The organism is Devosia sp., assembly GCF_965229025.1.
Lineage (GTDB): Bacteria > Pseudomonadota > Alphaproteobacteria > Rhizobiales > Devosiaceae > Devosia_A.
Genome location: NZ_OZ245853.1, coordinates 899,509 through 914,697 on the forward strand (window position 1 = coordinate 899,509; position 15,189 = coordinate 914,697).

The window sequence follows — 15,189 nt, forward strand, 5'->3', positions numbered from 1 at the left end:
CCATGAACAGACTCATTGCCCTTGGCGTTGCCGCCATTGCCGTCCTCTACCTGGTGTTCTCGTCGATCTACATCGTCAACGTTCGCGAGCAGGCGATCGTTCTGCGCTTCGGCCAGATCACCGAAGTGCGGACCCAGCCGGGACTCTACTTCAAGATTCCGACCTCGCTCGTCGACTCGGTTCAGATCATCGAGAACCGGTTGCTGCGCTACGATATTGCCAACATGCAGCTGCAGGTGAGCGATGGTGCGACCTATGTGGTGGACGCGTTCCTGACCTATCGCATTGCCGATCCGGTGAAATTCCGTGAGGGCGTGCAAGGTGAACTTGGCCTTGCCGAACAGCGCATTTCGACTCGTTTCGATGCGGCGCTGCGTCAGGTCTATGGTCTGAGGAAGTTCGACGCGGCGCTTTCGGCCGAACGACCGGCGATGATGCGGGAAGCGCGTGACCTGATCCGACCGGGTATGGCCGAACTGGGTATCGACGTGACGGACGTTCGAATTCTCAGGACCGACTTGATGGAGGATGTCTCCAAGCAGACCTTCGAGCGGATGTCCGCCGAACGTAATGCCGAGGCTGCCCGCATTCGTGCCGGTGGTCAGCAGGCGGCGCAGTCGCTCAAGGCCATCGCCGATCGCCAGGCTGTCGAGATCATGGCAGCCGCGCAGAAGGACAGTGAAATCCTTCGAGGCGAGGGTGAGGCCCAGCGAAGCGCCGTGTTCGCCAGCGCCTACAGCCAGGACCCGGAGTTCTTCGAGTTCTACCGTTCGCTGCAGTCGTATCGTGAAGCGCTGGCGGCCAATGGCACCACCATGGTGCTGACGCCTGACAGCGAGTTCTTCCGCTACTTTGGCGCGGACACGGTTGACGGCAAGATCCCGGTGCCGGCCGCGCCGAACGGGATCGCGCCGCTGGCATCGAGCACGCTGAGCGTGCCGGTGCCAGATACAGCGGCGCCGATAGCTACGACGGTTGACCCAGTCGATCCGACAGTGCCTGCAGTGTCGCTTGACCAGGCAACTCCGGCGATTACGACGACGCCAGCGGACCTCCCGGCGGTGACGACCGACCAGCCGGCGGCAGCGACGCCGTAACGGTGCTGGCGTTGACGACTTAGCGAGACAATCAGAGGCCGGTGAGCAGTCACCGGCCTCAATTTTTCGTGCGGGTGGGTGGCTTGCGCGGGGCGCAGACTTGCTCTCATGTGCTGGGCCTGAGGCCACGGCCAGAGCAGTGTTGGGAGACGAGATATGGTTTCGGCTAAGGGCGTATTGCGGGCTGCGGCGCTGGCGATGGTGATTGTTGGTTCGCAGTCGCTGGTGACGACCGCCTTTGCCAAGGGGCCGGAATCGGTGGCGGCTCTGGCTGAAAAGCTCTCGCCCGCTGTGGTCAATATCGGGACGTCGCGGCATGTGCCGGGTGGACCGGGCGTGCCGTTTCCCAACCTGCCCGAAGGTTCGCCGCTCAACGAGATGTTTGACGAGAACAACCCGAACAATGGCCAGGGTGAAGAGCAGATGCAGGAGGCGCGCAGCCTCGGCTCGGGCTTCATCATCGGTGCAGACGGCACGATCGTGACCAACAACCACGTCATCGAGGGGGCGGAGCAGATCGAGGTTTACCTGACCGACGGGACCCGGCTGCCGGCCAAGATTGTGGGCGCTGACGACAAGACGGACCTTGCGGTGCTGAAGATCGAGGCGGGGCGGGACCTGCCCTTCGTCGAGCTGGGCGACAGCGACTCGGCGGTGGTGGGCGACTGGGTGATGGCGATCGGAAATCCGTTCGGGCTCGGCGGCTCGGTGACGCTGGGGATCGTTTCGGCGCGCAATCGCGACATCCATTCGGGACCTTATGATCAGTTCATCCAGACGGACGCGGCGATCAATCAGGGCAATTCCGGCGGCCCGCTGTTCGACATGGAAGGCAAGGTGGTCGGCATCAACACGGCGATCATTGCGCAGGGTGGCAACTCGTTGGGGATCGGCTTTGCGGTGCCGGTGAACCTGGCGCGGCCGGTGATTGACCAGCTATCGCGGTTCGGCGAGACGCGGCGGGGCTGGCTGGGTGTGGGCATTCAGGAGGTCAGCGACGACATCGCCTCCAGCCTGGGCCTGAAGACCACCGCTGGAGCGCTGGTGATCGATGTCACCAAGACCGGGCCGTCGGACGGCAAGATTCTCGATGGCGACATCATCGTCGAGTTCGACGGCAAGCCGATTACGCAGATGCGCGACCTACCGCGTGTGGTTGCGGAGACCGCAGTCGGGAAGGCCGTGCCGGTCAAGATCCTGCGCAACGGCGCGGAGATGACACTGGATATTACGCTTGGCCGGCTTGAGGTCGGTGAGGCGGTCGTGGCGGACAACAGCAAGACTGAGACGCCGCCGCCGGCGGACGCGCCCAGTGACGACGAGGTCGTCGATGCGCCGCCAGTGGGGCTGCTGGACCTGGTGGGGTTCGAGGCCGCGCCGCTCGATGATGCCAAGCGAGCCGAGTTCGGGATTGCGCCGGAAGCAACTGGTATTGTGGTGACGACGGTGACGGGCGGGTCGGACGCCGATCAGAAGGGGTTCATGCCGGGGCTGGTGATCACCGAGGTGAACCAGAAGCTGGTGGGGACGGTGGATGAGGTGACCGAACTGGTGAGCATGGCGAAGGAAGCCGGGCGGCCGGCGGTGCTGTTCAAGGTGACCGATCCGACCGGGGCAACGCGGTTTATTGCGGTGCGGATCAACTGACCGCCATGCGACGGGATCAGCCGCTCAGCACCGGATTGGCGATGCGGTAGAGCACGTGGTTGCGGAGCAGGTGGCCTTCCGGCACGTCCGGATGGAGGAAATCGGCGTTGGCATCGTAGATCATGCCGAGCTTTTCCATGACGCGGCGGCTCGGTGTGTTGCCCTGGTAGGTGATGGCGACGACCTCGGTCAGCCGCAGCTTCCACCACGCGAAATCGAGCATGGCCTGGGCGCCTTCGGGGGCGTAGCCCTGACCCCAGAATTCCTGGCCGAGTTGCCAGCCGATCTCGACTCGCGGTGCCCCAGCGATGGTGGCACGGAGTGTATCGCTGAGGGGGGCCATGCCGAGCATGCCCATGAAGGCCTGATCGGCCTTGCGTTCGACGGCTAGGAAGGTGAAACCGACATCGCGCAGGCGATCCATGGCGCGGTCGATGCCAATGGATGCGTCAGCGAGCGTGCCGGTTTGGACGAAGAACCGGCGGACGACCGGGTCGCCGATGATCTTGGCGTAGAGCGGTTTGTCGGCCTCGCGCCATTCGCGAAGCACCAGTCGCGCGGTTTCCAGTCTCACCTGACGATATCCTCCTCCTCAAAGCCCTGGAGGTAGAGCAGGGCGGTCAGATCGGCATGGTCGATGCGGACATGCGCCTCGGCGGCAACATGCGGCTTGGCGTGAAGTGCGACCCCCAGGCCGGAGGCCTTGATCATATCGAGGTCGTTGGCACCATCGCCGACCGCCATGGTGGCTGCAAGCGGCACGCCCTGTTCGGCGGCTAGGGTGGTGAGGCGATTGAGCTTGGTGGATTTGTCGACGATCGGGCTCGCGACCGTGCCGCTCAGCTTGTCCCCGTCGAACTCGAGAACGTTGGCGATCGCCTCGTCGAAACCGATGCGCTTGCCGAAGTAATCGGCAAAGAAGGTGAAGCCGCCCGAGACAAGCGAGGTGTAGGCGCCAAACGCCTTCATGGTCTGGATCAGGGCGCGGCCGCCGGGGGCTAGCGTGATGCGCTCGCGGCGCACTTCTTCGATGACGTGGCGTTCGAGCCCCTTGATCAGGGCAACGCGGGTGCGGAGCGCCTGTTCGAAATCAAGCTCGCCGTTCATGGCGCGAGCAGTTATGGCTGCCACTTCGGCCTTGATGCCGACGGCATCTGCGAGCTCGTCGATGCACTCCTCGTTGATCATGGTCGAATCCATGTCGGCAACGAGGATTTTCTTGCGGCGGTTGGCGATGGGCACCAAAGCGGCGTCAACGGCACGGCGGCCGATCACATCGCGGGCGGCGGCCACGGGGTCGGGCGCGGACGGATGGCGAATCTCGCAGGCGATGCGCTGGTGCAACCAGTTGATCTCGCCCAGGGTCTCGTGCTGGATCGCCGAAACCAGCTTTGCGTCAAGTTCCGGATCGGCCGGATTGGCGAGAAGGACGAGGACTGTCATGAACCACCTGCGAAAGGCCTGAAAAGAATGGGCAAAGGCCCGCAAAAGCGAGCGGTGTTGATAGCGGGTCCGACTGCCAGCGGCAAGTCGGCGCTGGCGCTTAAGCTGGCGCGCGAGCGCGGCGGCCTGATCGTCAACACCGATGCGCTGCAGGTCTATGACGGATTGCGGCTGCTGACGGCGCGGCCGAGCGAAGCCGAGATGGCCGAAGCCCCGCACCGGCTCTATGGCACAGTGCCGCCCTCGCGCCGGTTTTCGACAGGGGACTGGGCGCGCGCTGCCGCAGAGGTGATTGCGGCGGAAGGCGATCGCGAACTGATCTTCGTGGGTGGGACGGGGCTCTATTTCGAAGCGCTCCTCAACGGCTTTGCCGATGTACCGGACGTGCCGGAAGCGGCGGTGCTGGCGGCGACGGCTGAGGTGGAGGGCCTTGATGGGGACGAACGGGGCAGGCTCATTGCGGCGCGCGATCCCCTGGTGGCGGCGCGGCTGAAGGCGCCGGACCCGCAGCGCGTGATCCGGGCGCTGGCGGTGCTCATTGCCACCGGTCGGTCGCTGGCAAGTTTCCAGGACGAGGCGCAGGCTGGACTGCTTAAGGGGTTTGCCCTTGAGCGCATTGTGCTCAACCCGGACCGTGATGTGCTGCGTGCGCGTATTGCCAGGCGATTCTCGACCATGCTGGATCATGGGGCCGTGGAAGAGGTGCGGGGATTACTTTTTTCTGGGCTGGACCCGCAGTTGCCGGCGATGAAGGCGATCGGGGTGCCGGAGATTACGGCGTGGCTGGCAGGGGAATTGCCGGCGGAAGAAGCGATTGAGCGGGCGGTGATTGCGACGCGGCAATATGCCAAGCGGCAGCGGACATGGTTCCGCTCCCGGATGGCCGACTGGACCTGGATTGAGCCGAACTAGGCTGGCTGTGACGACAGCGCGAGATTGCGGAGGACCCCGAAGTGGCCCCTGCGGGCAAACCGGATGATCAGCACGATGGCGACAACCGCAAGGCCTGCTGCGAGGCCAAGCCAGATGCCGACGCCGCGAAGCTCAGTGTGGAAGCCGAGCAGGTAGGCCACCGGAAAGCCGACGCCCCAGTAGCCGACGATGCCGATGATGAGCGGCCCCCTGGTGTCGCTGATACCGCGCAGGGCCGAGACCATGGCGACCTGTGCGCCATCGGCCAGCTGGAACAGCGCGACGATGGCGAGGTAGCTCGCGGCGAGGGTGAGGATACGGAAATTCTCGGGGTTGGTGGGATCGAGGAAGAGGCCGACGAGCTGGTGGGGGATAGCGAACAGCACGGCGGATGTGAGCGACATGAAGAGCAGCGTTGCGAGCAGCGCGGCCCAGCCGGCCTTGCGGATGCCCTCGGGGTTGGCTTCGCCCAGCGCAATGCCGACGCGGACGGTGGTGGCCTGGCCGAGGCCGAGCGGGACCATGAAGGCGATGGCGGCCAGTTGCAGCGCCACTGAATGGGCGGCGACTTCGGCGGTGCCGAGCCAGCCCTGGAGCAGGGCGGCGCAGGTGAACAGGCCCACTTCGGCAAGCAGCATGAAGCCGATGGGGCCGCCGATGCGCCAGATTTCGAAGAAGCGCGACCAGTCCGGTTCGAAGAAGCGGGCGAGGATGTGGTAGCGGCGGTAGCGGCGATGGGTGACGATGTAACCCAGCATCATGGCCAGCATGGCGAGGTTGACCAGTGTGGTGGCGATGCCGGCACCGGCGAGCTCGAGGCGCGGAAAGCCCCAGTTGCCGAAAATCAGCGCGTAATCGGCGAGAAAGTTCAGCACTGCGCCCAGAACCGTGATGACGAGGATGACGCGGGTGGCACCGAGCGCGGAGAGGAACGAGCGGGCGACGATGAGCATGAAGGCGGGCACGAAGAGCCAGATGGCGTAGTGGACGAAGATTTCGGCCAGCGCCACGAGCTCGGGGTCTTGCCCGATGGCGGTGTAGATCGGGCCGATGTTCCAGGCGATGGGAAAGAGCAGGGCGACCAGCACGATGGCGACCCAGAAGCCCTGGCGGACGGTGCGGCGGACCTGGCGGAGGTCACCGGCGCCGATGGCCTGGGCGACCATGGGGGCGACGGCGCTGGTGACGCCGACGCCGAACAGCTGGATGCAGATGAACAGCGCATTGGCCAGCGCGGCGGCGGCGAGGTACTTGCCGCCCAGCCAGCCGACCATGATGACGTCGGTGGTGATCAGTGCGTTCTGCGCCAGTTGCGCAACGATCAGCGGCCAGCCGAGCTGGAACAGGGCGCGGAACTCCTGGCCCCAGCTGTGACCTGCGACAGGTGTGCCGGCGGCGCCCGCCGCACCCTTGGGCGTCGTGATGGTCTCATGCATGATCGTCTTCCCATTCGCGGGACGACGCATAACGTGGTTCGTGCCTGCGGGGAAGCGGTGCGGGCAGGAGTATGGCACGGGTTGTGGGGGCGGGGACAAGTTTTTCGGCGGAGAGGCACGTGCTGTGCTAGGATGAACAACCGGCTGCTTCCGGTCCTCACCGGTGTTGCGCCTTGTTGCGCCGGACTTACTGCGCTCGAACGAGCCTAAAGGACGCCACCATGGACGACACCATCAAGAGCATCGCCATCCCGGTTACCCGCAAGACGGCGCTGAGCCGCATCAAGCGGGCAGGGCGCCCCACGCCGACCGACGACAATGCGGCAGGCGGCACGGTTGGCGCGTTTCGCCGCCAGCCCCAGCCGGTGACGCCGCATGCGCTGCACCGCTACCGCGTCGGCCAGAAGCTGCGCGTCAGCCATGGCGGGCGGACGATTGCGCGGGCCGAGGCCTATTGCAAGGTGACGGCGCTGGTGCCGCATGAGGTGGGGCCGCTGCTCTACCGGGTACGCAGTGATGCGGAGAGCTTTGAGCGGATTGTCGAGGAACAGGACCTTTCGCCCGCGACGTGAACAAGCGATGACGAGAATGCCTTTCCAAGCATCGATTCTTGCGCTATAGACCTGCCGTACGTTTCGCTACTATCACGCGCTATCTGATCGGATCGGCTTGCCGCTCCAATTTGCTACCCTCGATATTGTGAACGTTTAGACCCGGCCGGCATGTCGCCAGCTTGGAACGCGTGCAGACCGTGATATCTCGGCGCACGACAATTGAAAGGGGGCCATCATGATCGAAGGCACCGTCAAGTTCTTCAACACCACCAAGGGCTTCGGCTTCATTCAGCCGAACGATGGTTCGAAGGACGCATTCGTCCATATTTCGGCCGTGGAACGCTCCGGGCTGTCCTCGCTCAACGAAGGCCAGAAGGTCTCGTACGAGCTCGAAAAGGGCCGCGACGGCAAGGTTTCGGCGACGAACCTCAAGGCGCTCTAAGCCGAACGCGGCTCCGGCCGCAATGGCGACGACGATGTAGCGAAAAGGGTCCCGAAAGGGGCCCTTTTTGTTTGAGCTTGCTGCGCCCCCTCCACCGCCATTCGGCGGTCCCCCTCCCCCGTTTCACGGGTGAGGATCAGGCCGGTGCTTGGCGCCGCGTTCAGCCCCGATGGCGCCACAGCGGATCCTCACCCGTGAAACGGGGGAGGGGGACCGGCGGAGCCGGTGGAGGGGGCGCCGGGCTGCGCTTACCCTGCGAGCGGCACCGCGAAGTGGCTGCCGATGAGCCAGGGCCAGACGATGAGGCCGAGAAGACCCATCCAGAAATCGAGGTGCAGGTAGCCGATGGTGAAGAGCCAGCCGGCGAACCAGGCGGCGCCGAGCGAGGAGTGCTGGGTGATTTGGATGCGTTCCATGATGAGGCTCCTGAGTTGGTGGAGGGAGTGTAAGCGCGGATGGGGTGGGGGGATTGATCGGGATCAAAGGGGTGGATAGCCGCCCCCACTGAAGAAGAACCCCTCACCCTAGCTTTGCTACGGCCCCAGCGGGCCTAGCGTCGCTACCCTTGCCATTCGACCATAGGTCTCATGGCCTTCTCCCCTCAAAAGGCGCCACTGGCGCCTTTTACCCTTCGGGACGGCTCGAAGTCCCCAAAGGGGCGAGGGGACTCCGGATGGGCTGGTGAGGCAAGGCAAAGCGCCCGACGGCCATTGGCCTCGGGGTTCGGGGGTAGACGGATCCGGCGTGGCTTCAGCCTACGCGGGTAGTCCGCAGTTTGGATGGCCGTCGCCACGCCGGATCATCGGGGTCTGAGTTAGGCCTCTGGCATCGGGGAGCGTACTGGCCAGTGCGCCTCGCGACTTGTTACCAAGACGGAGCCTGACCGGTCGGTCGGTTGCCAATGTCTTCGGCCCGCCAGGGAACGACTCCCCTGGCTCCCGATACCCCCACCGTTCGTTCGTCGCGACCGCGTCCGTGTGGGGGACGGGTGAAATATACATCGGGTTAGGGCGGCGGGGATAAGTTGGGTGTTTTGGTTTGTTTTCAATACGTTGAGGCCGCAGTCCCCTCTCCCCTCAGGGGACCGAGGGGCTGGCTTTTCTCGCTCAGATCGCTCCAAAGGGGAGGGCTATCGCAAATGAAGGGGAAGGCCCCCTCACCCGGCCCTTCGGGCCGACCTCTCCCCCCAGGGAGAGCTGAAGAGGTGGCGCGATCGTGCCCCAGTTTACCTCTCCCTTCGGGGGAGAGGTCGGCCGAAGGCCGGGTGAGGGGGCCTTCCTTTCAGGCGCTTCGGTCATATGCGATTGCTTCCCCGCAAGTGGGCCGGTGGTTGGAGGGGGTGGGAACGTCACGCTAGGTGGCTCGGATGCGGGGGGTGAATTGGGTGGCGAGGCCGAGATTGACTTCGATCCGTTCGCTGGGTGGCCGGGGGGAGACGGGGCGGGCGGGTTCTGGGGGCGGTGGGGGCGGCTCGGGCGGGTCGGGGATCAGGGGGAGGGGGAGTGGGGGGCCGAAGACTTCGCGGCCGACAATTGTGTGGCGGCGGGGTTTCCGGATGGGCTGCGGCGGCTTCTGGTCGTTGAGCTTCTTGAGCACCATGACGAGGGCGTGCAGCGCCATCAGCAGTTCGATGCGGGCGTCGCGCCCGGTGACCATCTGGTTGGCCGGCCAGCGTTTGCGCCAGTGCGGCGGCAGGTGGCGGGCCAGCGCGGCTTCGGCGGTATCGAGGAGGTGGGTGATGCCGGCCTGGGCCTCGCTGCCGAGCGGCATGCGCGCATTTTCCGGGTGATCCTCGATCAGTTCCAGTTCCGCGACCACGGCCCCCAGCACCGCCTCAAACCGCTGGGTGAGGCGGCGCGACGGGGGCGGGGTGTGGGTGGGGGCGGCAGGCGTCGGCATGATCTGGTCCTCGAGGGTTTGAGGAGCAGGATACGACGGTTTTGGGGGAGGGGGATAAGTGGGGGGAACTCCAAAAGTGGTCCGAAAGGGGCCCTTATTGTTTTTGGGGTTGCTGCGCCCCCTCCACCAGACTTCGTCTGGGCCAAGCCATTCGAGCATAGCTCTCATGGCCTTCTAGCCTTGAAAGGCTCCACTGGAGCCTTTCATCGACCTGCGGTCGATCGGCCGCGAAGTCCCCCGTTTCACGGGTGAGGATCTGCTGTGGCGCCATTTGTGCACATTGCTGCAGCTGGTGCGGCCCTGATCCTCACCCGTGAAACGGGGGAGGGGGACCGGCGTAGCCGGTGGAGGGGGTGCGGCTTGCGCTTACCCAACTCCCGGCACAGCGAAGTGGCTCCCGAGGAAGCAGGGCCAGACGATGATGCCGAGGAGCGACGCCGAGCGAGGAGTGCTGGGCGCAGATCGATAAAATTGTAACTTTCTGCCGCACCGATCCTTGAAAGTCCTACGCTATTTTCCCTCGCATCCGCACCAGAAGGGGGCGGTCTGGGGGCAGAGATGTTGGGGTATTTCGACGCGCTGTTGCGCTATTTCGAGTTTTCGGGACGGACGAGCCGCACGCAGTACTGGATGTTCCAGCTGACGATGACGGCGCTGATTGTCGGGGCAGTGCTGGCAGAAGCCAAGCTCACCGGACGCGTGCCGCGGGCCGAGGACATGGGTTTTCCGACGCTGTTTGCGGTGATCTTTCACACGGTGCCATCGATTACGGTGACGGTGCGGCGGCTGCATGACAGCGGGCGCTCGGGCTGGTGGTATCTGATCGGCATGGTGCCGCTGATCGGCTCGATCTGGCTGCTGGTGCTGATGTGTGCCGGGCCGGATGGGGTGGGGATGAACGGCTATGGCGAAGACCCGCGCTACCATGCTCCGGGCCTGACGCGGACGCCGATCGCGGCGCTGCCGAACCGGGCGCAGATGCTGCTGCAGCAGATCGGGCAACGTACGGCGTGACGGGCAGGGATGGTGCGCAGCCTCGGTAGCGCGCGGTGCGGTTCGCGCTTCCCTGACGCTGACGATCCACTAAGCTCCGCCCAAAAAGGAGGAGCAATCGCATTTGAAAAAAGAAGGCCCCCTCACCCGGCGCTGCGCGCCGACCTTGCCATTCGACCACAGGTCTCATGGCCTTCTCCTCTCAAATCGCTCCACTGGAGCGATTTGTCCCTTCGGGCCGCCTCGAAGTCCCCCAAAGGGAGAGGTAAGCTGGGGCACGATAGCGCCACCTCGCTACCTCTCCCTTGGGGGAGAGGTCGGCCGAAGGCCGGGTGAGGAGGCCTTTGCTTCACCATGATCAGTCAGATCCGATTGCCCTGCCCAAACGGGAGGAGCCCATGAACGCCAGGAACAATGCGCGGCTTTATGCGATGCCGTTTGCCAGCGTCTATCCGGCCTACGTGGCGAAGGCGGAGCGGAAGGGGCGGACGAAGGCGGAGGTGGATGAGATCATCCGCTGGCTGACCGGGCATTCCGACGCGTCGCTCGAAAAACAGCTCGCGGAGCGGACGAGCGTCGAGAGCTTCTTCACCACCGCCCCGGCCCTCAACCCCGCCCGTGCGCTGATCACCGGCGTGGTCTGCGGCGTGCGGGTGGAGGAGATCGAGGAACAGCTGATGCGGGAGATCCGCACTCTCGACAAGCTCATCGACGAGCTGGCGAGGGGGAAGGCGATGGGGAAGATATTGCGGGGGTGAGGGATTGCAAATCCAAGGCCGGGGAAGTCAATGAAGACCGGTTGTATGGGGTTGCAGACTCCCAAAGCACGCGCTTAGCTTCACGGCGGAGGAATCTATGCGCCTAATTCGCCGAATTGAAGTAAACTATCTACGTTCCCTTTATCATGCTGTGCTCGACGAGCCAGGTGATCTGACGTTGATATTCGGCAGAAACGATGCCGGCAAGTCGAACGTGCTACGGGCACTCGACCAATTCTTCAACCCGAAATTGGCGGACGAGGCCCGCGACGATTTTGGTTTGGATTTTTCTGATATTCGACGAGCCGAGGCGGTCGCGGCAAAAGGAAGACAGTTTATCTCAGTACGTATCGACTTTTCTGTGCCAAAAAATTACCAACCATCTCTTGGTGCGTCCGTATCAGTTAAGCGTCAGTGGAATATTGATGGGGAGATGTCGGAAACACTACCCAAGAATATGTCTACTGGGTCGAAGATTCAGTTGCGTAAGTTTCTGAATCAGATCGATTTTACATATATTCCTGCAATTAAGGACGAGACAGTATTTGCTGATCTGATTGAAAGGATGTACTCGGCCGCAGCTGATAGTTCGGGTCTTACTTCGGCAAGCTCTGAGTTTGTAAGTGCAATTAGGGGTGAGACTGAACAGTTGTCATTTGCTTTAAGTAAGCTATTCGGCGTAAGTACCGCGCTTGCTGCTCCAAGCGATATGGGGGCGTTGTTTCGATCTTTGGACTTCTCCCATGGAGAGGATGGTCATTCCTTGCTTCGGCAAAAAGGAGATGGTGTAAAGGCGCGCCATCTTCCAGAACTACTAAGATACATTAATAAGAGAGAGCCATACAAATATTTTATTTGGGGATTTGAAGAGCCAGAGAATTCGCTGGATTTTGGCGCAGCTGAACTAGAGGCTGCCAATTTTTCTGAAATTTCCAACTCTTCTGATACTCAGATATTTATCACAAGCCACTCCCCTGCATTCTATCTGGCTGACTCGCAGCACGTTGGTCACGTGGTTCGAAGGTACTTCGTATCTTTACAGAGAAAAATGGCGGGCTCCCAGAAGGTGGACCCGAAGAACGCGATTAGCAATGTGGACTCGCTTGATGAGGCTGAAAGCCGCATGAAAGAGGCGAGTCTCCTTCAGTTGCCGTTTGTTATCCGGCGGTGGAAGGAGATGAAGGAGCAGAACGACCAGTTACAGAAGGATGGTCAGCGGCTCTTGGGTCAATTGGCCGATCTTAAGCGTCCGACGTTGTTTGTAGAGGGGCCGCACGACAAAACTATCTTCGAGCTTGCTGCTAAGCGAGCTGGTCTCGCAGCAAACGACCTCTCGATCCGCACTCTAGACGGAACTCCCAAAACCGCAGCGGAGATAGTGCCTAAGTTGCTTGAGGGAGGCTTGGTGTCCGACGCCCGCACCCTACTCCTCTTTGACAATGACTCTGCCGGGAGAGCGGCTTACGAGGCGTTGACAAAATCCAAGAACCCGCTCGCGCAACCCAAGCTTATCGCAAAACAACTCGGCGCGTGGTGCCTGCCTTGGCCGGCTGAGTTCGAAGCATTTCGCGCCAAGCATGTGATTTCTATGGAAAGAGCATTTTTTACCGTCGAATTTCTATTTGAGGCCAACGCTGCCGGAAAAATATACGAGTCGCTGTTGGACGAGGCGAAACTAAAAGTGGTCAGTGCAGAGTTGTATCAGCTTTATCATACTGGGATGCCCCAGTCCGCGAGTCTTCCGTTGCGAACCGCACTGGCGGGATCCGACGTCTGGTTTTGGTCCAGGGGAGTGCAGGACGACCTTAAGGGGGCTTTTGTCGATGCCGCTCACAAGACCTTGGACCTCTCGATCATTGATGCGGTCTTCAGTGATGCTCTCGTATGGCTCAAGCCACCCCTTGACACCGCCCACCCCTCGCGCCCATAAACCCCGCCATCAATTCGTCGGAGCACAGCCGTGCTGAAGAACATTCTCGTAGTAGTGGGGCGCATCGGTCGCGTGGGGTAAAGGTCCCCGCGGATGGCTGGTGCGCCGAAAACAAGGTCCCGAAGGGGGCCTTTTTTATTGCCTTGGATTCCGGCGAGCGGTTAGCGCGCCGGTGGTGTCAAAAAGGGAACTGCCCCTCACCCGGCCGCTGCGCGGCCACCCTCTCCCTCAAGGGGAGAGGGGAAGGAAGGGGAGGCGGCGAGGAAGGACTGAAAAATGGGCGAGCAGATGACGGGCGCGGAGATGGTGATCCAGGCGCTGGTGGACCAGGGGGTCAAGCATATCTTTGGCTATCCCGGTGGGGCGGCGTTGCCGATCTATGACGCAATGTTCCAGCAGGACGAGGTCGAGCATATCCTCGTGCGGCACGAGCAGGGCGCAACGCACATGGCCGAGGGCTATGCGCGTTCGACCGGCAAGGTCGGCGTGGTGCTGGTGACTTCGGGGCCGGGCGCGACCAATGCGGTCACGGGGCTGACCGATGCGCTGATGGATTCGATCCCGATGGTGTGCCTCACCGCGCAGGTGCCGACGGCGCTGATCGGCTCGGACGCGTTCCAGGAATGCGACACGGTGGGGATCACCCGCTCGTGCACCAAGCACAATTATCTGGTGAAGCGCGTGGAGGACCTGCCGCGTGTGCTGCACGAGGCGTTCCATATTGCGCGCTCGGGGCGGCCCGGCCCTGTGCTGGTCGATATTCCCAAGGATGTGCAGTTTGCGCTGGGGATGTATCTCGGGCCTGACGAGATCGGCGCGAGCCGGCACAAGAGCTATCACCCGGCAACGGCGGGCGACGCTTCGGGGATCGAGGCGGCGGTCGACCTGATGCTGCGGGCGGAAAAGCCGATCTTTTATACCGGCGGCGGCATCATCAACTCCGGCCCTGAGGCGAGCGAGAAGCTGCGCGAGCTGGCGGAATTGACCGGCTTTCCGGTGACCTCGACGCTGATGGGGCTCGGCGCGTTCCCGGGTTCGAACCCGCAGTGGATGGGCATGCTGGGCATGCACGGCAGTTACGAAGCCAACATGGCCATGCATGACTGCGACCTGATGATCTGCATCGGGGCGCGGTTCGACGACCGCATCACCGGCAAGATCACGGCGTTTTCGCCGAACTCGACCAAGATCCACGTCGATATCGACCCCAGCTCGATCGGCAAGAACGTGCCGGCCGACCTCGCCATTGTCGGCGACAGCGGGCTGGTGATGGAGGAAATGATCCGCGTGTGGCGGAGCAAGACCAACGCACCGCGCACCGAGGCGCTGGCGCCGTGGTGGGCCGAGATCACCGAATGGCGCGGCAAGAACTCGTTCGGGTTCCGCAACTCGGCGACGGTGATCAAGCCGCAGCACGCGATCAAGCGGCTGCACGCGGCGACCAAGGGGCGCGATGTCTACATCACGACCGAAGTGGGCCAGCACCAGATGTGGGCGGCGCAGCACTTTCCGTTCGAGGCGCCGAACCGCTGGATGACTTCGGGTGGGCTCGGCACGATGGGCTATGGCCTGCCGGCGGCAGTTGGCGTGCAGGTTGCCCATCCTGACGCACTCGTCATCGATATCGCGGGCGAAGCCTCGGTGCAGATGACGATGCAGGAGCTCTCGACGGCGGTGCAGTACCGGCTGCCGATCAAGGTGTTCATCCTCAACAACGAGCGGATGGGCATGGTGCGCCAGTGGCAGGACCTGTTGCATGGCGGGCGCTATGCGCACTCCTATTCGGAGAGCCTGCCCGATTTCGTCAAGCTGGCGGAAGCCTATGGCGGCAAGGGCATCCGCTGCTCGGACCCGGCGCTGCTCGATGACGCGATCCAGGAGATGATCGACTATGACGGCCCGGTGCTGTTCGACTGCCTCGTCGAAAAGCACGAGAACTGCCTGCCGATGATCCCGTCGGGCAAGCCGCATAACGAGATGATCCTGCCCGATTTCACGGAGAATATCGGGGATATTATCGACGCAAAGGGAAGGCAGCTGGTCTAGGGACTGATCTTTCTCCACCCCGGATGACACCG

Annotated in this window: 14 protein-coding genes; 9 read left to right on the forward strand and 5 right to left on the reverse strand. The window is 62.9% G+C overall.

Features of this window, described 5'->3' with window-relative positions; translation table 11 throughout:
- The first annotated feature begins 2 nt into the window (after positions 1-2).
- A complete protein-coding gene (locus ACO06J_RS04350) occupies positions 3-1,097 on the forward strand; it encodes an SPFH domain-containing protein (protein WP_421759477.1) in 1,095 nt (364 codons plus the stop codon).
- A gap of 156 nt (positions 1,098-1,253) precedes the next feature.
- Positions 1,254-2,744 carry a Do family serine endopeptidase gene (locus ACO06J_RS04355; protein ID WP_421759478.1) on the forward strand — a complete coding sequence of 497 codons (1,491 nt, stop codon included), beginning with the start codon at positions 1,254-1,256 and terminating at the stop codon, positions 2,742-2,744.
- Between the two features lie 16 nt (positions 2,745-2,760).
- Here the strand turns inward: ACO06J_RS04355 and ACO06J_RS04360 are convergent, their stop codons facing one another.
- On the reverse strand, positions 2,761-3,318 hold the full coding sequence (locus tag ACO06J_RS04360) for a GNAT family N-acetyltransferase (protein WP_421759479.1): 558 nt from the start codon (positions 3,316-3,318) through the stop codon (positions 2,761-2,763).
- A complete protein-coding gene (gene serB, locus ACO06J_RS04365) occupies positions 3,315-4,187 on the reverse strand; it encodes a phosphoserine phosphatase SerB (RefSeq protein WP_421759480.1) in 873 nt (290 codons plus the stop codon). The genes ACO06J_RS04360 and serB overlap by 4 nt, the downstream gene beginning before the upstream one ends.
- 27 nt (positions 4,188-4,214) lie before the next feature.
- Between serB and miaA the strand changes: the two genes are divergently transcribed.
- A complete protein-coding gene (gene miaA / locus ACO06J_RS04370) occupies positions 4,215-5,099 on the forward strand; it encodes a tRNA (adenosine(37)-N6)-dimethylallyltransferase MiaA (RefSeq protein WP_421759481.1) in 885 nt (294 codons plus the stop codon).
- Here miaA and ACO06J_RS04375 read toward each other — a convergent pair.
- A complete protein-coding gene (locus ACO06J_RS04375) occupies positions 5,096-6,535 on the reverse strand; it encodes an MATE family efflux transporter (protein ID WP_421759482.1) in 1,440 nt (479 codons plus the stop codon). The genes miaA and ACO06J_RS04375 overlap by 4 nt on opposite strands.
- Positions 6,536-6,756: 221 nt before the next feature.
- On the opposite strand from ACO06J_RS04375, the gene ACO06J_RS04380 reads away from it, so the two are divergent.
- Entirely contained in the window at positions 6,757-7,107 is a 351-nt protein-coding gene (locus ACO06J_RS04380) for a hypothetical protein (protein WP_421759483.1), read from the forward strand.
- Positions 7,108-7,324: 217 nt separating this feature from the next.
- Positions 7,325-7,531 carry a cold-shock protein gene (locus ACO06J_RS04385; RefSeq protein WP_421759484.1) on the forward strand — a complete coding sequence of 69 codons (207 nt, stop codon included), beginning with the start codon at positions 7,325-7,327 and terminating at the stop codon, positions 7,529-7,531.
- A 248-nt stretch (positions 7,532-7,779) separates the two neighbouring features.
- Here ACO06J_RS04385 and ACO06J_RS04390 read toward each other — a convergent pair whose 3' ends face one another.
- Together ACO06J_RS04390 and ACO06J_RS04395 are read right to left on the reverse strand one after the other, a co-directional pair.
- Positions 7,780-7,947, reverse strand: a complete 168-nt coding sequence (locus ACO06J_RS04390) for a hypothetical protein (protein ID WP_421759485.1) — start codon at positions 7,945-7,947, stop codon at positions 7,780-7,782.
- Between the two features lie 937 nt (positions 7,948-8,884).
- On the reverse strand, positions 8,885-9,430 hold the full coding sequence (locus ACO06J_RS04395; protein ID WP_421759486.1) for a hypothetical protein: 546 nt from the start codon (positions 9,428-9,430) through the stop codon (positions 8,885-8,887).
- A gap of 558 nt (positions 9,431-9,988) precedes the next feature.
- Here ACO06J_RS04395 and ACO06J_RS04400 point away from each other — a divergent pair.
- The 4 genes from ACO06J_RS04400 to ACO06J_RS04415 all read left to right on the forward strand — a co-directional run bounded on the left by ACO06J_RS04400 (position 9,989) and on the right by ACO06J_RS04415 (position 15,157).
- Complete coding sequence (locus ACO06J_RS04400; protein ID WP_421759487.1) at positions 9,989-10,444, forward strand: DUF805 domain-containing protein; 456 nt, start codon at positions 9,989-9,991, stop codon at positions 10,442-10,444.
- 377 nt (positions 10,445-10,821) lie between these two features.
- A complete protein-coding gene (locus tag ACO06J_RS04405) occupies positions 10,822-11,181 on the forward strand; it encodes a DUF2200 domain-containing protein (protein WP_421759488.1) in 360 nt (119 codons plus the stop codon).
- Between the two features lie 97 nt (positions 11,182-11,278).
- A complete protein-coding gene (locus ACO06J_RS04410; RefSeq protein WP_421759489.1) occupies positions 11,279-13,111 on the forward strand; it encodes an ATP-dependent nuclease in 1,833 nt (610 codons plus the stop codon).
- A gap of 276 nt (positions 13,112-13,387) precedes the next feature.
- Positions 13,388-15,157, forward strand: a complete 1,770-nt coding sequence (locus ACO06J_RS04415; protein ID WP_421759490.1) for an acetolactate synthase 3 large subunit — start codon at positions 13,388-13,390, stop codon at positions 15,155-15,157.
- Positions 15,158-15,189 lie beyond the last annotated feature (32 nt).